This is a genomic window from Bacillus sp. EB106-07-01-XG149, from assembly GCF_058791555.1.
This window is the reverse complement of sequence record NZ_JBYTDP010000011.1, coordinates 45439-65786: the sequence shown is the minus strand read 5'-3', so window position 1 is coordinate 65786 and position 20348 is coordinate 45439. Positions and strand designations below refer to the sequence as shown.

Genomic DNA, 20348 nt, shown 5'->3' with positions numbered 1-20348 from the left:
GGAGTTCGATCAAAATGATACTAGATGCAGATATAAAAACACAACTATCCCAATACCTTCAGTTAATGGAGAACGATATTTTACTTAAAGTAAGCGCTGGAGACGACGACGTATCTAAAGATATGTTAGCTCTAGTAGACGAATTAGCTACTATGTCATCTAAGATTACAGTAGAAAAAGTTGAATTAGAGAGAACACCAAGCTTTAGCGTAAATCGCCCTGGTGAAGACACTGGTGTCGTATTCGCTGGTATTCCATTAGGACACGAATTTACTTCATTAGTGTTAGCTTTACTACAAGTAAGTGGACGCGCTCCAAAAGTTGAACAAAAATTAATCGATCAAATTAAAAACATTCAAGGCGAATATCATTTTGAATCTTATATCAGCTTAAGTTGTCATAACTGTCCTGATGTTGTACAAGCTCTTAACGTAATGAGCGTTCTAAACTCTGGTATTACACATACTATGATTGATGGCGCTGCATTCAAAGAGGAAGTAGAAAGCAAAGACATCATGGCAGTACCAACAGTTTTCCTAAACGGCGAATCTTTCGGAAGCGGTCGTATGACACTTGAAGAAATTTTAGCTAAAATGGGTAACGGTCCAGATGCATCAGAGCTTTCTGATAAAGATCCATACGATGTTCTTGTTGTTGGTGGCGGCCCTGCTGGTGCAAGTGCAGCAATTTATGCAGCACGTAAAGGCATCCGCACTGGTATCGTTGCTGAGCGCTTCGGTGGTCAAGTAATGGATACTATGGGCATTGAGAACTTCATCAGCGTAAAACGCACTGAAGGTCCTAAGCTAGTAGCAAGCCTTGAAGAGCACGTAAAAGAATACGACATCGATGTAATGAATCTACAACGTGCGAAACGTTTAGAGAAAAAAGAACTTATTGAAGTGGAACTTGAAAACGGCGCTATTCTGAAAAGTAAAAGCGTAATCGTTTCAACAGGTGCTCGCTGGCGTAACGTTGGCGTACCAGGTGAAGCTGAGTTCAAAAATAAAGGTGTAGCATACTGCCCACACTGTGACGGTCCATTATTCATCGGAAAAGACGTAGCAGTTATCGGCGGAGGTAACTCTGGTATTGAAGCAGCTATCGACTTAGCAGGTATCGTTAAGCACGTAACTGTTCTTGAATTCATGCCAGAATTAAAAGCTGATGCTGTATTACAAGAGCGTCTTAACAGCTTACCAAACGTAACTGTTCTGAAAAACGTTCAAACGAAAGAAATCACTGGTACTGATAAAGTAAACGGTATTTCTTACATCGATCGTGAAACTGAAGAAGTTCATCACGTTGAATTACAAGGTGTATTCGTACAAATCGGTCTTGTGCCAAACACAGACTGGTTAGGCGAAACAGTTGAACGCGCTCGCGGTGAAATCGTAACAGACAAGCACGGCGCTACAAACGTACCAGGAGTGTTTGCTGCAGGTGACTGTACAAATAATCCGTACAAACAAATCATCATCTCTATGGGTTCAGGTGCAAACGCAGCTTTAGGTGCATTTGATTACTTAATCCGTAACTAATTTAGACATAGTAGTAATTTTTTCATACTTGTATAACATTTTTGTTAGCTCAAAGTATAAAAAATTTCTTCATAAAACACTGTACTATTTAACAATTAGTACAGTGTTTTTCTGTTTTAAAACTAGTATAGTTTTTTTCACAAAATATCTATTCAATTCATCAAAATAATTATCAATCTGCAATTTCTTTTTTTACTGGATTACTATTAAATAATATTATTGAGACAGTTCTTTGTCCGTAATTTGAGGCATCAACCAGTACTGTTTCTGGATAAAAACGATTAATTATACCAAATATTCATTTTCTACAAAGGAGATAACCGTTATGGAAATAATAAAAAATAGTTTATTTTTTATAATCTCATTTCTCATTAAGTTAATTTTTTCTGCATTTATCGTTATTAAATCAGTGTTTGCCTCCACTATTCTATGTATTATTTTTCAGTATATATTTTTATTTTTTATCATTATACTTAGCTTAGCCGTACTCCAATTTATCACTCATGGAATCAGGTTCAAAGTATTGAAATACCTATATCATAAATTTATTAGAAACAAAAATCTAAAAGTAATACGATTAATAACTGAATTATATTATCTTTCAGATAAACTTTTGTACTTTATCTCTCCGCGAGTCCTATATGCATCTGCATATAGGGAAGATACTTCAGTTGACAAAACTAAACCATTTAGCCCTATTCATTGGTACAATTTTCTTAAGTCATTTATAAGTACAATGTTCCAAATTTCATTTGTGAATATTTTAATATGGTTTATTATTTTATTATTTTATCAACCTACTTTAATACAAAATATTAATGAGATTTTACATTGGAATAATATTTCTAATACAATAAAACATCTAGATTATAAAGCAATTAATGCTATAACAGGATGTTTAGCACTTCTTATATCTACGTTTACATTAATACTATTTAGAACAACAATATTAACATCAAAAGCAAAAAAAAAATTATATGATGAAAGATATGAACAAGCTATTAAATCTCAATTAAAAATCTCTGCATCATTAAGTACTTGCTTATACAAATCCAAACAAAACATTAGTACTTTAGAACGGCAAATTGACCTGATAACAGATCAATTTTGCAAGAAACTAGCTCATTCTGAAAGTTATATTTTTTCTAATGGAAAATTGCAGAAGGATTCTAGAATAAAATACTATCGCCCCTCTAATACCGTAGAATTATTTAAATCTTATAATTCGTTAAAAAAGGAAGTAGAGGAGATACTAGATTCCTTAATAGAAATTAATAATAGCTCACTCAACAATATATACTTTAAATTAAATAAACACTCTAAATATGAAGTTGCAAAATTAGGAATTGACCCTTTAAATAAGTCTTTAAATTTAGACGCACTTCTTCTTAGTCAAGAATTTTTATTAAATACCTTTACTAATACTCTCAATTACTATAAACCTTTACATACTCGCTTTATCAAAATTAAAGAACTACAATCAGGATTCCTACCCAAAGAAGAGTTTATGAAAGAATATAAATACCACTCACAATCCATTGAGGATATAATTGCTATGGAAGAAAATGATTTGCAACAAGCAATAATTGATTTTCGGAACTCACTTATCAACAGTTTTGAAGAATCTATTTACTATTATGTAATTACCCAACAATACGTTAATAACTCATACAAAAAATCTCGTTTAAGTCTTTCTGATTTATTTTTTGGAAAATAATAACTTTATAGTTACAGAAAAAAGTAAGGTATCTAAATTCTTTCCTTACTTTTTTCTACAAGTATTAATGCTCCAATCTATAAACTAAAAATCTCTCATTCCCATTCCTCTCATAAGCCCCAGGCAACCTTACTTCCCTCTTCAATTCAAACGCAGTCTGGTTCTCTAAGAAGAAAATATAATCTTCAGAAGGATAGTATAAAATAATATCCACTTCTCTCTCCGCTTCTTCTACCGAAAGTAAAATGTTATTTACTACGTTCATAAACACTTGTACAGAAAATGGATTGAAGAAATAAAACCGGTTATCACGTGGATCAATTTCATATTCCTGAGCTAAACAGCATTCAAACCGAATTTTATCTTTACTGTTTCTTACCTTTCGTGCATAGCGCTCAAGATTATCCATTGCTTCTTTATAAAACTCTTCATTCATTTCAATTCCAACCGCTGAAGCACCACACTTATGGTGCATGTAAAAGTTTAATCGTCCTTTTCCGCATCCAAAGTCTACAACCTGGTCGCTACTTCTTATTTCATATTGATTCAATAACTCATCTAATCCGCTATACGGCGTCGGTTCATAACGATGATAATGCATAGACTTGTTAAAACCCTTTTGCTCACCGACAGTTTTTATATGTAATACAGCATCGTAATATTGTTCGTTCATTCGTCTTCTCCTATTAGAAAATGGTACTTATTATTATACACCATGTACCGGAGACTCATTTTGCATCAAGCTAACTGGTACGTGAAATTATATTAATGATTTTCTGAATATATCTATCGTAACTTAGAATATATCGACTTAACGACAAATTCCTACAAAAAAAAAACAGGAGCTATCTAGCCCCTGTCCTCTAATACTTTCCATACAGTTTGTTTCAATATTTCTACTCCATCCATAATACAACTATGATCGAACTTCATATATGGATGGTGTAATCCAGGTTGTAGGTTGGCCCCTAGTCCAAGCATGACAGCTTTTAAATGTGGTCTCTTCACTGTGTAGTAATGGAAATCATCGCTTCCTGTCGTATACAGTGGTCCAGTGCATCCCTCTTCTCCGTACACTTCAAGAATGCCTTTTCGCATAAAGCGCTCAGCTTCTTCTGACACTTCAGCTCCTGGCGCGAGATCGATCCACTCATAAGATACTTTAGATCCCATTGATTCCGCTGATAGAATTACTCGCTCTATTTTTTGCTTCAATTCATTTAGTAATATGTTATTTTCTGCTCTTACATCTAAACTAAAATGCCCGTTACCTGGAATGATATTTAGATTATCCCCGCCAGCTTGACACCTTGTCATCTTCACTGAATATGAACTTTGCGGTGGTAGCCATATATTTTTCAAACCGATATTAATCATAGAAATGACATCAATTGCATTTATCCCTTGATGTGGGCGTGCCCCATGTGCATCATCTCCATGAATCGTTCCTTCTAAAAATCCTGCTGCTCCGTGACGAATAGATGGGGCAGCTTGTTTCAAAGGTAGTTCTTCAATCGGTCTTAGATGAACACCAAATAAGAAATCAGCATCATCCACAGCACCCTTATCTACCATCTTTAAAGAACCATTTCCTTTTTCCTCTGCTGGCTGAAAAATAAATCTAACCGTCCCACTATCCCATCTCATATTTTTCAATTGTAAAATAAGCCCCATCACAATGGTCATATGAGCATCATGACCACATGAATGATTCGCTTTAAACTCTCCGTCCACTTCTTGCCAAAGTGCATCCATATCGGCACGAATTGCAATAACTGGATTTCCGCTTCCAATTTCAGCAATCACGCCTGGGCAATCATCAAATATTTTATATGAAATTCCTTCTTCTTTTAAAAAGTTAGTAATATACGCTGTCGTTTCATACTCTTTCCAACTCACTTCAGGGTTTTCATGTAAATGCTGAAAAATTTCAGTTAACCGCTCTTGTAGTTCTAATGTTTTCAAAGCTACATTCTCCTTCCCAAATTCCAAAACCATTCAGGTTAATTATACTTATGAAAAACAGATGTTTTTATGAACATATTGAATTTTAAGAAAAAAGTCAATTGTTTATTTTTAAATACGATCGACAACTCACTTCATAACGATAGAACATTCCTTATTTTCTGTTTTTTATTGACGCTCATATCGATTTTTAGTTATTATAATTTAATAACGTCTATTTTGCGACAATTCTAAAAATACAAACATAAATAATGAGGAGGCAGTTTATGAAAAAAGAAATACCTTTTGGCGTAGCAATGATCCCTATTATCATTACAGTTGCAGTTATGATGGTTACAATTGTTGTATTAAAACAAAGCCCTCACGTCCCACTTATTATCGGTACAACCGTTGCTTCTATCGTCGCTTGGCGTTACGGTTACAAATGGCACGATATCGAAGAAGCAATGTATAAAGGAATTCGCCTCGCATTACCCGCTATCGTTATCATTATTCTAGTAGGTTTAACGATCGGTGCTTGGATTGGCGGCGGAATCGTCGCAACAATGATCTATTACGGTTTAAATCTTTTAACTCCATCACTATTTTTAGTTTCAATTACAATTATTTGTTCTATTGTTGCATTAGCTATCGGTAGCTCTTGGTCTACAATGGGAACAATTGGTGTTGCAGGAATGGGGATTGGCCTAAGTATGGGAATCCCAGCTCCAATGGTTGCCGGTGCTATCATTTCCGGTTCTTATTTCGGCGATAAAATGTCACCGCTTTCAGACACAACAAACTTAGCCGCAGGATTAACAAATACAGATCTATTCACACATATTCGTCATATGTTATTTACTACAATTCCAGGTTTAATTATTACTCTTATCGTTTATGCTTTCTTAGGAAGAAGCTTCGGCGATAACAATATTGATGCAAAAGGTATCGATCAAACGTTACAAGTATTGCAACAAAACTTTGTTATCTCACCTTTCCTACTAATCATACCTGTAGTCGTTATGGTATTGGTCGCTAAAAAGGTTCCTGCTATACCAGCTATTCTCGTAGGTATTATTTTAGGATTTTTATCACAAGTCTTTATTCAAGGTGGTTCTGTCTCCGCATCTGTCGGTGCACTCCAAAATGGATTTGTCATAGACACTGGCAACAAGCTAGTAGACGAACTCTTTAACCGCGGTGGCTTAGATTCGATGATGAATACAGTTTCTATGACAATTGTCGCTATGACTTTTGGAGGAGTATTAGAACATACTGGCATTCTTCGCTCAATTGTAAATCAAATTTTAAAATTAGCGACATCAGCAAAAGGACTTATCGCTTCTACTATCGCGTCTTGCTTTGCAACCAACCTTACTTGCTCTGAACAATATATTTCGATCGTTGTTCCTTCAAGAATGTACGCAAATGCATACACAGAAAAAGGACTACATTCTAAAAATTTATCCAGAGCATTAGAAGATGGCGGAACATTAACTTCTGTTTTCGTACCTTGGAATACATGTGGTGTATTTATACTCGCAACACTTGGAGTTGGCGCATTCGAATATGCTCCTTATGCAATATTGAATTTCATCGTACCTATTATTTCAATCATTTACGGTATAACTGGTCTCACAATTACGAAACTATCAGACATTGAAAAAGCGGAACTACTAAAAAAACAAAAGGCACAACTAGAAGCTTAAAGATACCGGTAAATTCATTTCATATATTGCGCGAGGGCGCCCTTGTTGATAGGGCATTTCCTCGCCGCAAATATGAGCATACCCATAATCAACTAGTTTCTTTAATAACCGTTCTGTCGATCGCCGAGTCACTTGTAAGTATTCAGAAAGATCCGCTGCTGTAAACTTCAATGACGGATGTGATTGACTAAATTGAATAATTTTTGATAAGTTTGCTGGACTCAGTTTCGTTTCCTTCGCTATTTTCATGAGTTCCGGGTTTTCATTCTTCAAACTTTGTACTCTCTGTTCTTTCGGGAACGGACCAAATAGTTCTTTATCACTTGTTAGTATATAAAAACAGTGGTCTATTGGATTATTCTTCGCGAAACTTTGAGCTATTTTAGCATTTTGCTCTGCTTCCTTCACAGTTTTTCCGTAACCAAACCCAATAGCTATCGTTCCTTTTATACTCGCAAATAAATTATTTATCATATTTGTTTTTATAATCGATTCAATATCACCACGAGTCGTATACAAAATGAACGTCATTTCATCAACTTTTTTAAATGAACCACGCAGTTCTTTTGAAATGACATCTAATTGCTCAAGCAAACCTTCTCGTAATTCTAAAGAAGAAATCATACAAGCACCAACAGTAGCTGAATGGCTTTTCGCTAGCTCAGCTTTTATTTTCGCATCTTTTAACCCATTTATAATCGATTGCTTCAGATCTATCATACGCTCTGAAGGAATACCTATTTTTTGAAGTTCATCATAGACAGCATGAATACTAGTTAAAGCTAAATGAGCTTCCCCAGATCGATGTTTAGTTACATGAAAATCAATAACTCTCTTTATTTCATCTTTACTCCACAGCATATTTTCATAATCAAACACTTGTGGACTTTCTTTTATACCAATATCATGGAACACATTTGTAATAAATGAGCGGTCTACTAAATCAATTGAAATGTTATGTGGTTGAATCCCTTGGTGATACATGACAGAAAGAATGGAAGATGCGACAGTTGTCTCGTCTTGCTGTAAATACGTACTTGGAATTCGTAATTGTTCTCTTATTTCTTTTGCCATATAATAAGGTAAAGCACCTGAGAAAAAGATGCAATCACAAGGCTTTAAACGCTTTAAAAGTTCAGAAGATTCCGCCGGATGAAGGTAAATATATGGATCAATCTCTATTTCTTCTAGTTTATGAGCGACAGGTAAAAGTGTCTCCATAAACTCTTTTGAACCGACAACTGCAATTTTTATCATCATTTCTCTAACTCCTTATCATTAATTAACGACTATTTAACGTCAACTATATCAAATGTACAAAACTATTGTAAACAGGAAGGGGTCTCTACCTAATGAAAATTACAGCTATTCATCTTTACGCAATTCGTTTACCACTTCGCGATCCGTTTGTTATTAGTTATGGTTCTTATTCTGATATGCCTTCTATTATCGTCAAAATGGAAACAGATGAAGGCATTATCGGATACGGTGAGGGCGTCGCTGATGATCACGTTACAGGCGAATCATGGGAAAGTACTTTCCATACTTTAAAACATACACTTGCTCCTGCGCTCATTGGGCAAAATCCAATGAATATCGAGAAAATACACGATATGATGGACAATACAATTTACGGTGTTCCTACTGCGAAGGCCGCGATTGATATTGCTTGTTTTGATATAATGGGCAAAAAACTAAATCAACCTGTATATCAATTAATTGGCGGACGCTACCATGAAGACTTCCCTGTCACTCACGTCTTAAGTATCGCCGAACCTGAAGACATGGCTGAAGAAGCTGCTTCCATGATTCAAAAAGGTTACCAATCTTTCAAAATGAAAGTCGGTACAAATGTAAAAGAAGATGTAAAAAGAATTGAAGCGGTACGTGAACGTGTAGGAAATGATATTGCGATTCGCGTTGATGTAAACCAAGGATGGAAAAATAGCGCCAACACATTAACAGCACTTCGTTCATTAGGTCATTTAAACATCGACTGGATTGAACAGCCTGTTGTCGCAGACGATATTGACGCAATGGCTCACATTCGTTCTAAAACAGACCTTCCGCTTATGATTGATGAAGGATTAAAAGGTTCTCGTGAAATGCGCCAAATCATTAAATTAGATGCGGCTGATAAAGCAAATATAAAACTAATGAAATGCGGCGGCATATATCCCGCTGTAAAACTCGCTCATCAAGCAGAAATGGTCGGCATTGAATGCCAAGTTGGATCCATGGTCGAATCATCCGTTGCCTCTTCCGCAGGATTCCACGTCGCTTTCTCGAAAAAAATCATTACGAGCGTTGAACTTACAGGTCCATTAAAGTTCACGAAAGACATCGGAAACCTACATTACGACGTACCATTTATTCGCCTAAACGAAAAGCCAGGACTCGGCATTGAAATAAATGAAGATACATTACAAGAACTAACCGTCTTTCAAGACGTTGTACGCTAAAGGAGGACTAACACATGACAGTTCTATACAAAGGATCATTAAAACAAAATAACGCGTCATTTCACGTTACATTACTATCACTAGAGAACATCGAACAAATCTTATCATTACAAAACGTCGTAGTTGAGGCGCTAGAGGATAAAAGTCGCTTACAACCACTCTCGCTAGAAGAATTTCAATACATTCTAGAAGGAAACGGCATGATGATCGGTGCTTTTATCGAAAACGAACTCATCGCATTTCGTGCCCTACTCGTCCCTCCTATTGACGATGAACATTTAGGATTTGATATTGGCATACCAGAAAGCGAACTACATCGCGTCATTTATCAAGAAATCTCAAATGTTCACCCGAGCAGCCGAGGAAATGGGATGCAAAAAATATTAGCGACAGTCATCATGGACGAATTACAAAACGAAGATAGCAAATACGATTACGTTTGCTGCACCGTTGCTCCTTTTAACATTCCAAGTTTAAAAGATAAGTTTGCGCAAGGAATGGAGATTGTTGCATTGAAGGAGAAATATGGCGGGAGTATGCGGTATGTTTTTGTGAAGGAATTGCGTGGAGGTAAGGAAAGAAATTGGACGGATGTTAAGAGTGTTCCGATGAGTGACGCTGTTGGACAGCAGGCTTTACTTTCGGAGGGGTATCGTGGGTATGGAATGGAGAAAGTATACGGAGATTTTGTTGTGAAGTTTGGACGATGATTTATATACCTGAAAAAAAGGAGATGTTTGCTGTGACATCTCCTTTCACTTTCTCTTCATTGAAAAATTCATTGATAAATGAAATTATATAAGCGTTTTTTTGAACATATCGATTGTAACTCCAAATATATCAGCGATTTTTGAAATATATCGACCTACCGACAAGTATTGATAATAATCGCAACCTATATAAAGTTCACCATTAAACCGTCATCTTCCAACTAGATAACGCTAACCAATTCTCCATTTCCTTATAATCGGGCATTATTTTCCCGACAAGACGCCAAAAAGATCGATCATGATTTAAATGAACCATATGGCACATTTCATGAACAACTACGTAATCAATTACTTGCTGTGGTGCCATCGCTAGCTTCCAATTGAATGTTAGTTGTAGATTTGAATCACAAGTTCCCCACGTACGACTACTATCTGTAATACGAATAGAACGCGGTTTTGTTTTGAAGTTACTTTGATGCACTTTAATACTCTTCTCTACTAATGACTTACACTGCTTATAGTAAAATCGTTTTAAAGCCTGCTGGACTTTCTCATCCTTAAGCTCTTTCACATAAATATTTAGCTTATTCCCTTCAAACACTGCATTGTCTTGCGTAATACTTGCATCTTGGGAGATCTGTATCGGATACGTATGTCCTAAATACAGAAAGCCCTCTCCTTGATCATAATCCTTTTCCTGTGGTCCAAGCACTCGCTCCTGCATTTCCTTACGTGTTTTCTGAATCCAATCCCACTTCTCCTCCAGCAACTGGACTAAGTATTCAACAGGTGTTCCCTTTGGAGCCTGCACTTCCACATTTCCGTACGAATCTACAAAAAGACGCACCGACTTTTTCTTTTTATAAGTTATATGAAAATTAATTGTCTCACCTAAATATGTATGTACCATTTCATCACCTAGTGTATTATTTTACAAATAAAAAAGAATAGGACACAAAAGCCCTACTCTACCTATTATATCATTTACCGATTCATCGGACTCATTACCCTCTATACTTTACACCTAATCCCTTAATGAAATTCCTTGCATATCTATCGCCGCACTCTTTGTAATTTTTATGGCCTTTTTTTCTTAATAGGGCGCCTAGTTCTCCCTTTGTTACTATAACGCCTACGCTATCTAATATATCAAGTACATCCTCACTCGTTAAAGATAGTGCGATTTTCATTTTCTTTAGCAGAAGGTTATTCGCACTCTCTTTGCTTTGTACAGGTGCCGGTTGTCCTGGTTTCGGATCTTGCTTCCCTCTTTTTAAAGTAATAAATCCATTGAAAAATGCCTCTAACATCATCATATCGCATGTTTTTACGTACTCATCTTCGATTACATCATCATTTTCAGATTCATGCTGAGGAGCTCTCTTTATTTTTGTAAGCATATCAACTACGTCTTCTTTCGTTACTTCCATACCACCAAGTTTAAAGATTTCTACCATATCTATATCTCTTATATCTAAAGCGTACCTTACTCTTTTTAATATATCGTTGTTGCTCATTGCCATTATTTTGCCTCCTGAAATGTTGATTATAGTAATGCTTTTAGCATGTATAAATTAATGTCGTCAAGTTACTACTTTAACATTTTAATGGGAGGTTTTGTAGTCTTAGGTGGATTAATGCTTATGGGGGTGATTTTATTTATTATTAAGAGATATTTCTAATAACGAATTTATTGTATTAGAAATTAAGAAAGATCCTATCGATAGAAACGCCTTTAATCAAATACTGTAAAAGGTATTTTAGTTGGTAGTGGGATAGCTCCTTCATTTAAGGATGATATTAATAAAGCAAAAAAGGATGGGGATTTACTATTAATTAACACACTTAAAAATGGACTAATCTGATATAGGTTAGTCCATTTCTTTTTATGCAACTCTAATTTAGTGGGCGACTCCAACGTGAATGTTACGTAAAATTCAGGTGAAATATATTGATTATATTTACTTAATTTTTACTTTTTATTTGTGGTACAGTTCACCTTAATTAAAATGAAACAGTGTAACTTTCAAAAGTTACACTGTTTCACTACCTTCTACCACATTAACACTCGCCTCAAACTTATCAAGTAATGCGCGTACTTCATTCGTTGATTTCGTGCTCATCAATTGATTTCTCAATTCAGCAGCTCCAGGGAAGCCTTTTACATAAATTTTGAAGAAGCGATGAAGCCCTGTGATGGAGCGTGGCAGTACTTCTGCATATTGATCTTGAAGATCAAGTTGTAGTCTTAAAAGATCTAAGTGTTCTTTACTGCTATGCTCTCTTGGCTCTTTTTCGAAAGCAAACGGATTTTTAAAGATACCTCGTCCGATCATTACGCCATCAATACCGTATTTTTCAGCAAGTTCCAGTCCAGTTTTACGGTCAGGAATGTCTCCGTTGATTGTTATTAGCGTATTTGGTGCAATGCGATCACGTAATTTTTTAATTTCCGGAATTAGTTCCCAATGCGCATCTACTTGGCTCATTTCTTCTCTTGTACGTAAGTGAATAGAAAGGTTTGCAATATCTTGTTTGAAAATATGCGTTAACCAATCTTTCCATTCGCTTAACTCTTTAAAGCCCAGTCGTGTTTTTACGCTGACAGGTAGTCCGCCCGCTTTTGCTGCTTGAATAAGTTCTGCCGCAACGTCTGGACGTAGAATAAGACCACTACCTTTTCCTCTTGATGCTACGTTCGGTACAGGGCAACCCATGTTAATATCAATACCTTTAAATCCTAACTCTGCCATACCAATACTCATTTGACGGAAATATTCAGGATTATCTCCCCAAATATGCGCCACGATTGGTTGTTCATCTTCTGTAAAAATTAAACGGCCACGTACACTTTTCATACCTTCTGGATGACAATAGCTATCCGAGTTTGTGAACTCTGTGAAGAATACGTCCGGGCTACCAGCTTCACTTACTACGTGACGGAAAACAACGTCCGTTACATCTTCCATTGGTGCAAGTACGAAAAATGGTCGTGGTAAATCACGCCAAAAATTATCTATCATTTCAAATTCAAATCCTCTCACTATGAATACAATTTCAAACTCTCAATAAACCAAAAAGCAGATGGTATAGATTTTCCTATATCAACTGCTTTCCTATTATACCAACTTAAGCCAAGCCACACACTCCACATGAGTCGTATGCGGGAACATATCAACAGGTTGTACTTCCTGCGTTTTATATCCGCCTTCTTCTAGTACTTTTAAGTCACGTGCTAATGTTGCTGGGTTACATGATACGTATACGACGCGTTTTGGTTTCATGTCGATGATTGTGTTTAGTAGTGCATCATCACAACCTTTACGCGGTGGATCTACGACCATTGTGTCGGCGATTATGCCTTCTTTGTACCATTTTGGAATAACTACTTCTGCTTCTCCTACGCCAAACTCAGCGTTTGTCATGTTGTTTAGTGCTGCGTTTCGGTTTGCGTCTTCGATTGCTTCTGGGACGATTTCAACGCCGTACACTTTTTTCGCTTTTTGCGCTAGGAATAAGGAAATTGATCCAATTCCGCAATAGGCATCAATTACTGTTTCGTTGCCATCTAGTTTTGCATATTCTAACGTTTTATCGTATAACACTTTCGTTTGTTCTGGGTTTACTTGATAGAATGAACGTGCTGAAATTGCAAATTTAATGTCACCGATAAAGTCATAAATGTATTCTGATCCGTACAGTACTGTCGTTATGTCTCCAAAGATTACGTTTGTACGTTTCGTGTTTACGTTTTGAACAATCGATTTTACTTCTGGGAATTTCGCTGCAATTTCTTCAATGATTGCTTTTTTGTTTGGTAATTCTGCTGTACGAGTAATGAAGACAAGCATGATTTCCCCTGTTACTTGTCCGTAACGAGCCATTACGTGGCGAAGTGTTCCTTTGTTACGCTCTTCGTTGTATGCCGAAATACCGTGTTTTTCACAAATACGTTTTACTTCCTGGATTAATGTATCGTTTTCTTCTGCCTGAATTAAACATGATTCCATATTAATAATGTCATGTGTTCCTTGGCGATAGAAACCAGCGACAAGTCCACCTTCACGTTCTCCAATTGGTACTTGTGCTTTGTTACGGTATACCCATGGGTTCTTCATACCAAGTACAGGGTGCACAGGAACATCGCTTAATCCGCCTATGCGCTGCATAACGTCACGTACTTGTTTTTCTTTCGCTTGTAATTGTCCTTCATATGTTAAGTGCTGAAGCTGACAACCGCCGCACTGATTGTACACTGGGCATTCTGCATCTTTACGATATGGGCTCTCTGTATGAAGCTTCATTAAACGACCGAATGCGAAGTTTTTCTTCACTTTAATAATTTTAATTTGTGCTTCTTCACCTGGTAATCCGTTTTTAACGAAAATAGGATAGCCCTTTACTTTCGCAACACCGGCACCATCATGGGTTAAATCTTCAAATACTACATCTATAAAATCATTTTTTTCAACTGGTGGCGTCATTTTTGTACTCATTTTCCGACCTCTCTTTTTCATAACACTGCGTTACATTTTATCATACTTATATGGTCTATTTCTATCGGAAGAAAAAAAGCTATTGACGATAGTTCTCTGTTAATGTTACGCTACTACTAATTTAATACGGACGATGTTACCTCATATATATTCGATAATATGGATCGAGAGTTTCTACCCGGCAACCTTAAATTGCTGGACTATGGGGAAAACTAATGAATATTAGCCTATGTGCAAAAAAGGACTCATATTGATTAGCTTTCTCTCATAGATGAAAGTGAATCCATATGGGTCTTTTTTTATTTTTATTTTTCTAAAAGGTCAGACATCTTACGTATGACATAAAACCTCTTTGTTTTATTTTTAGTAATATAACGAGCGTTTTATGTACAAACTTTATACGAACTTCTGAAAGGGGCAACTACATGCAATATGTAATGAGCATTATCGGTATTCTTGTCGTTTTAGGTTTATGCTTTGCTTTGTCAAACAATAGAAGTAAAATCAACTTCCGTGCAATTGCTATTATGATTGGTTTCCAAATTTTAATCGGTTGGTTTATGTTTGGCACAAAAATTGGTCAACAAATTATCATCTTCATTAGTAAAGTTTTCAACAAACTAATTAAACTTGGTACGACAGGTGTCGATTTTCTCTTTAATGGAATTCAAAGAGATTTTGTCTTTTTCTTAAATGTATTATTAATTATCGTATTTTTCTCAGCACTACTTTCTATCTTTAGTTATTTAGGTGTTTTACCATTCATCGTTCGCGTTGTCGGCGGTGCAATTTCAAAAATTACTGGTTTACCACGCGTCGAGTCATTCCACGCAGTAAACTCTGTATTCTTCGGTTCAAGTGAAGCGTTAATCGTTATTAAAAACGATTTACAGCATTTTAATAAAAACCGTATGTTTATTATTTGTTGTTCTGCAATGAGTTCCGTTTCTGCTTCTGTTACAGCATCATACGTAATGATGTTAGATGCGAAATATGTACTAGCAGCTCTTCCACTAAACTTATTCTCAAGCTTAATCGTTTGTTCGCTATTAACACCAGTTGATACGAAAAAAGAAGATGAAGTGATTCAAAAATTTGATAGAACTTTATTCGGAGACAGCTTTATCGGCGCAATGATTAACGGTGCGCTTGATGGTTTAAAAGTAGCTGGTATCGTTGCCGCATTAATGATTGCCTTCATCGGTGTGATGGAAGTTGTAAACTACGTAATTAGCGCAGCTTCAGGTGCAATGGGATATGCTGTTACTTTACAACAAATCTTCGGTTATATACTTGCTCCATTCGCATTCTTAATGGGTATTCCAACTCAAGATATTATCCCAGCTGGTGGAATTATGGGTACGAAGATTGTATTAAACGAGTTTGTAGCAATTCTTGATTTAAAAGGTGTTGCATCAACATTATCTCCACGCACAGTTGGAATCGTTACAGTATTCTTAATTAGCTTCGCAAGTATTAGCCAAATTGGTGCGATCGTTGGGACAATCCGTGCTCTTTCTGAAAAACAGGGAAGTGTCGTATCTAGATTCGGTTGGAAAATGTTATTTGCATCAACACTTGCTTCTATCTTATCTGCAACAATCGCTGGATTGTTTATATAATAAAAAACTCCACCTTACTTCTCCTTTTTCAAAAGGAAATTTAGGTGGAGTTTTTTTACTTTCTTCTTTATGTATTTTTATGTAAACTCCATCAGAAAAATATAAGGTTTTTTCCGAATTATTCCAAAAATGTATTCCCCTCTATATTCTATAGTGATATGATGTACAAGGGTATAATTCAAATTTTTAAAATCGAAAATTTGAGTTAGTGTCACTTATACGAATGATAATTTCAAGACATAAGTGATGATAATTAAAACACAATAGAAGGATGATAGAATGAAAAAATATACATATATCGCTTTACTTTCTTCTGCTATTCTCGTAGGTTGTACCACTAGTGGCACTAGTGGTACACAAATAAAAGAAGCAACGGCGAAACAAACAGTTGAACAAAAAAAAGCGAAAGCGGTTGAACTGCCTTTAACACAAGGGATTATTACATGGGATCCGTATGAATATAACGCACAAAACACCACGCTTTATACAAAGGATTTAAGAGATTCATTCACACAAGTACGTTACAATATTTGGCGTACTGCTGATGGTCCTGAAAGCAAACAAACTTTTACTTCACAAGAAAAAGAACGTGACTTTGCCCTCCCACTACATTTAAAATCATTTCATTTAAAACGTGGCGAATTTCAAATTGAAACAGTAGGAATCAAAGAAGATCATACTGAAACAAATCTAGTAACATCTAAAATTACATTCCAGCAACATGTACCCGTATTAATGTACCATGCGATTGAAAAATACCCTGGACCAAGTGATGGGGATTACGGCTTATACGTACCACCTGAGCAATTCGAAAAGCATATGCAATATTTGAAAGATAACGGTTATACGATGCTTACGTTTGAACGTTGGAATGATATAAATCGTGTAAATAAACCTGTTTTTGTAACGATGGATGATGGTCGAAAAAATAATATGAATGCTCTTCATATTTTACAAAAATTAAAGGATGATAGATTCCAACCTACGGCTACTGAATTTCTTACTGCAAATGAGATAGACAAACCAAATCGTCTATCAACAGATGAGATAAAACAAATGATGGATTCAGGCATTTTTTCTATTCAATCGCATACTGCTAATCATACGATGATGGCTCATTCAAGTAATTATGATGAGGAATTACGTAGTTCGAAAGAAAAAATCGAAGCCCTTACTGGTAAAAAAGTCATTGCTCTCGCCTATCCAGTAGGTTCTTATAATGACCCAGCTGTTCAAGAAACAAAAAAACATTATGAGTTCGCAGTAACTACTGATCACGGTAATCACATTACAAAAGGGATGCCAAACGAACAATACTTAATTAAACGCCACTTTGTAGGGCCTAATACATCAATGGAAAAATTCATATCTCTTATAAAGTGAAACTTTAATCAGTGGGGGGTTTTGTTCACCCCACTGATTATTAGCCCTCACCAATCGGGCTTTTACGGGCAGTTGATCCCCCACCTAACCTCTTTGCTTTTGCTGAATTCTGAGGTGGGGTCTTACTGCCCACAAATAGCGGGATAAAGTAAACTTTACTAAAAGATGATAGAAATAGCTCTATTAAAAGTCACTAACCTATCTCGTTACTAAAATAATATGATGAACAAGGGTATGTCCCCACCTCTCTTACAGCGGTGGGGATTTTAAATACGTATGCAACATAATACACAATAGAAGGTGATTTTATGAGAAAATACGCAGCAATCGCTTTATGTACGTCTGCCATTCTAGCAGGTTGTAATACTAGCGATGTAAGTCAAGAGCCTAAAAAAGAGAAAAAGGTTCAAGAAGTTAAGAAACAAGAAGAGACTGTGCAAGAACAAGGTAAAATTTCTTATCATCCGATTACACACGAATCTACAAACACTACTATTCATATGACAGATATAAAGGATACTTTAAGTGAGGTACAATATAAAATTTGGCGCACAGCTGATGGGAAGGAAAGTGCTAAATCTTTTTCTTCTAAAGAAAAGGAGAAACAATTTACACTTCCTTTTGACATAAAAGAATTTGAAGGAAAACGCGGTGAGTTTCAAATTGAAGCAATAGGAATGAAAGAAGATGGGAAAAACATTCCACTCACAAAATCTACTATTACTTTCGAGCAAAAGGTTCCCGTTCTTATGTACCATGCAATCGATGATTATCATGGACAAGGCATTAAAGACTTATTCGTATCACCTGCTAATTTTGAAGCCCAAATGAAATATTTAAAGGACAACGGCTATACATTACTAACTTTTGAACGTTGGGGCGATATTAATAAAGTAAATAAACCTATCTTTGTTACATTTGATGACGGTATGAAAAATAATATGAATGCATTTCATGTTTTACAAAAACTAAAAGACGATACGTTTAAACCTACAGCAACAGAATATATGATTGTTGATAACGTTGATGTAGAAGGATCACTTTCTACATCTGATATAAAAGAAATGGTTGATTCCGGCATTTTCTCTATGCAATCTCATACTGCAACACATGCAGACTTGCCGAAAATTACAAACTATGAAGAAGAATTAAAAGAATCAAAGGAAAAGCTAGAGAAAATAACAGGTAAGCCTGTTATTGCAGTTGCTTATCCATTCGGTCATGTGGATGATAAAGTTGTTGCAGAAACGAAGAAATATTATCAATTTGCGACGACAACAAAACCCGGAAAGTTCATTACGAAAGGTGAACCCGATGAATTACTAAAAATGAAGCGTGTTCGCATACACAATTCGACGACTGTAGAACAATTTGCTTCTTCGATTAAATAACGATGAGAGCTCAATATATTTTGAGCTCTCTTTTCACGCTATATTTATATATATTTTTTGAATTTTCTTGTATTATATATAGTAAGAAATCTTTCAAATTAAAGGAGATTATACATATGTCATTTGAACAAACGTTAGAGAAATATGCTGCCCTTGCAGTCAATGTTGGTGTTAATATTCAACCAGGACAAACATTATCAATTAGTGCACCTCTTGAGGCTGTACAATTTGTACGCCTCGTTACAGAAAAAGCATATAAATCTGGTGCAAAACACGTATATGTGGACTGGAATGATGAGACGTTAACACGCTTAAAGTTCGATCTAGCTCCTGAAGAAGCATTCGCTGAGTTCCCATCTTGGAAAGCACACGCTCGTGAAGAATTAGCAAAAGAAGGTGCTGCATTTATGTCTATTTATGCAGAAAACCCTGATTTATTAAAAGGTGTAGAATCAACGCGTATCGCAACAGCTCATAAAGTAGCTGGTGAAGCAATGAAAGTATACCGTGATTACGTACAAGCTGATAAAGTAAGCTGGTGTGTCATTTCTGTTCCTACGAAAGAATGGGCTGCGAAAGTATTCCCTGACGTTGCACCAGAAGAACAAGAAGCAAAACTATGGGATGCTATTTTTAAAGCTACTCGTGCGGATTTAGAAAATCCTGTGGAAGCATGGAAAGAACACGATGAAACGTTACATACAAAAGTTGATTACTTAAACGAAAAGCATTATAAAGCCCTTCACTATACAGCTCCTGGAACAGATTTAACGATTGAACTTCCAGAAAAGCATGTATGGGCTGGTGCTGGTAGCTTAAATGAAAAGAACGTACCATTTATGGCGAACATTCCAACTGAAGAAGTATTTACAATGCCACTTAAAACAGGTGTAAACGGCCAAGTATCTAGCACAAAACCGTTAGCATTTGCAGGTAACATTATCGATAACTTCACGTTAACATTTGAAAACGGGCGTATCGTAGACTATAAAGCTGAAACTGGTGAAGAGGCTTTAAAACATTTAGTAGAAACAGATGAAGGCTCTCACTTCTTAGGCGAGGTTGCTTTAGTACCTCATGATTCACCAATTTCAAATACAAATATTTTATTCTACAATACACTATTTGACGAAAACGCATCTTGCCACCTTGCAATCGGAAGTGCTTATGCTTTCAACTTAGTTGGCGGAAAAACAATGTCTAAAGAAGAACTTGCCGAAAACGGAGCAAACAATAGTATTACACACAACGACTTCATGATTGGATCAGCTGAGCTTGATATCGATGGTATTACAGATGATGGAAGACATGAACCAATCTTCCGTAAAGGTAACTGGGCATTTTAATAAAAACAAAAGGCTATCTTCCACACC

General features: G+C 36.0%; 16 protein-coding genes and 1 riboswitch. Of the genes, 9 read left to right on the top strand and 7 right to left on the bottom strand.

Annotation, left to right across the window (positions count from 1 at the left end; translation table 11 throughout):
- Nucleotides 1–14: 14 nt before the first annotated feature.
- Nucleotides 15–1541: an alkyl hydroperoxide reductase subunit F gene (gene ahpF / locus AC3WTA_RS26465; protein WP_000599491.1), complete on the top strand. Its 1527-nt coding sequence runs from the start codon at nucleotides 15–17 to the stop codon at nucleotides 1539–1541.
- A gap of 325 nt (nucleotides 1542–1866) precedes the next feature.
- Nucleotides 1867–3258, top strand: a complete 1392-nt coding sequence (locus AC3WTA_RS26460) for a hypothetical protein (protein WP_000402621.1) — start codon at nucleotides 1867–1869, stop codon at nucleotides 3256–3258.
- A gap of 64 nt (nucleotides 3259–3322) precedes the next feature.
- Here AC3WTA_RS26460 and AC3WTA_RS26455 read toward each other — a convergent pair whose 3' ends face one another.
- Nucleotides 3323–3931 (bottom strand): SAM-dependent methyltransferase, encoded by a 609-nt coding sequence (locus AC3WTA_RS26455; RefSeq protein ID WP_001005616.1) that lies wholly within the window; start codon nucleotides 3929–3931, stop codon nucleotides 3323–3325.
- 176 nt (nucleotides 3932–4107) lie between these two features.
- Complete coding sequence (locus AC3WTA_RS26450) at nucleotides 4108–5223, bottom strand: M20 peptidase aminoacylase family protein (protein WP_000853521.1); 1116 nt, start codon at nucleotides 5221–5223, stop codon at nucleotides 4108–4110.
- 266 nt (nucleotides 5224–5489) lie between these two features.
- On the opposite strand from AC3WTA_RS26450, the gene nhaC reads away from it, so the two are divergent.
- Nucleotides 5490–6911 carry a Na+/H+ antiporter NhaC gene (nhaC, locus tag AC3WTA_RS26445; RefSeq protein WP_000711538.1) on the top strand — a complete coding sequence of 474 codons (1422 nt, stop codon included), beginning with the start codon at nucleotides 5490–5492 and terminating at the stop codon, nucleotides 6909–6911.
- Here nhaC and AC3WTA_RS26440 read toward each other — a convergent pair.
- Nucleotides 6900–8171 carry a hypothetical protein gene (locus AC3WTA_RS26440; protein WP_000972848.1) on the bottom strand — a complete coding sequence of 424 codons (1272 nt, stop codon included), beginning with the start codon at nucleotides 8169–8171 and terminating at the stop codon, nucleotides 6900–6902. The two genes, nhaC and AC3WTA_RS26440, sit on opposite strands and share 12 nt — an antisense overlap.
- A 92-nt stretch (nucleotides 8172–8263) precedes the next feature.
- Between AC3WTA_RS26440 and AC3WTA_RS26435 the strand changes: the two genes are divergently transcribed.
- Entirely contained in the window at nucleotides 8264–9373 is a 1110-nt protein-coding gene (locus AC3WTA_RS26435) for a mandelate racemase/muconate lactonizing enzyme family protein (RefSeq protein ID WP_000704460.1), read from the top strand.
- A gap of 14 nt (nucleotides 9374–9387) precedes the next feature.
- Nucleotides 9388–10083, top strand: coding sequence for a GNAT family N-acetyltransferase (locus tag AC3WTA_RS26430; RefSeq protein ID WP_492333078.1), 696 nt, complete (start codon nucleotides 9388–9390; stop codon nucleotides 10081–10083).
- Between the two features lie 202 nt (nucleotides 10084–10285).
- On the opposite strand, the gene AC3WTA_RS26425 is transcribed toward AC3WTA_RS26430, so the two are convergent.
- The 4 genes from AC3WTA_RS26425 to rlmD all read right to left on the bottom strand — a co-directional run bounded on the left by AC3WTA_RS26425 (nucleotide 10286) and on the right by rlmD (nucleotide 14579).
- On the bottom strand, nucleotides 10286–10993 hold the full coding sequence (locus tag AC3WTA_RS26425; RefSeq protein ID WP_000233749.1) for a M48 family metallopeptidase: 708 nt from the start codon (nucleotides 10991–10993) through the stop codon (nucleotides 10286–10288).
- A 94-nt stretch (nucleotides 10994–11087) separates the two neighbouring features.
- Nucleotides 11088–11606 (bottom strand): YehS family protein, encoded by a 519-nt coding sequence (locus tag AC3WTA_RS26420; RefSeq protein ID WP_001251738.1) that lies wholly within the window; start codon nucleotides 11604–11606, stop codon nucleotides 11088–11090.
- A 510-nt stretch (nucleotides 11607–12116) separates the two neighbouring features.
- Nucleotides 12117–13106, bottom strand: coding sequence for a tRNA dihydrouridine synthase (locus tag AC3WTA_RS26415; protein ID WP_000566699.1), 990 nt, complete (start codon nucleotides 13104–13106; stop codon nucleotides 12117–12119).
- A gap of 96 nt (nucleotides 13107–13202) precedes the next feature.
- Nucleotides 13203–14579: a 23S rRNA (uracil(1939)-C(5))-methyltransferase RlmD gene (gene rlmD / locus AC3WTA_RS26410; protein WP_000105006.1), complete on the bottom strand. Its 1377-nt coding sequence runs from the start codon at nucleotides 14577–14579 to the stop codon at nucleotides 13203–13205.
- A gap of 121 nt (nucleotides 14580–14700) precedes the next feature.
- Nucleotides 14701–14802, top strand: a riboswitch (purine riboswitch).
- A gap of 202 nt (nucleotides 14803–15004) precedes the next feature.
- Between rlmD and AC3WTA_RS26405 the strand changes: the two genes are divergently transcribed.
- The 4 genes from AC3WTA_RS26405 to AC3WTA_RS26390 all read left to right on the top strand — a co-directional run bounded on the left by AC3WTA_RS26405 (nucleotide 15005) and on the right by AC3WTA_RS26390 (nucleotide 20321).
- Nucleotides 15005–16201 (top strand): NupC/NupG family nucleoside CNT transporter, encoded by a 1197-nt coding sequence (locus tag AC3WTA_RS26405; RefSeq protein ID WP_001200511.1) that lies wholly within the window; start codon nucleotides 15005–15007, stop codon nucleotides 16199–16201.
- Nucleotides 16202–16480: 279 nt separating this feature from the next.
- Nucleotides 16481–17584: a polysaccharide deacetylase family protein gene (locus AC3WTA_RS26400; RefSeq protein WP_000761003.1), complete on the top strand. Its 1104-nt coding sequence runs from the start codon at nucleotides 16481–16483 to the stop codon at nucleotides 17582–17584.
- 308 nt (nucleotides 17585–17892) lie between these two features.
- Nucleotides 17893–18975: a polysaccharide deacetylase family protein gene (locus tag AC3WTA_RS26395; RefSeq protein ID WP_001233719.1), complete on the top strand. Its 1083-nt coding sequence runs from the start codon at nucleotides 17893–17895 to the stop codon at nucleotides 18973–18975.
- Nucleotides 18976–19091: 116 nt separating this feature from the next.
- Nucleotides 19092–20321, top strand: coding sequence for an aminopeptidase (locus AC3WTA_RS26390; RefSeq protein ID WP_000007363.1), 1230 nt, complete (start codon nucleotides 19092–19094; stop codon nucleotides 20319–20321).
- Nucleotides 20322–20348 lie beyond the last annotated feature (27 nt).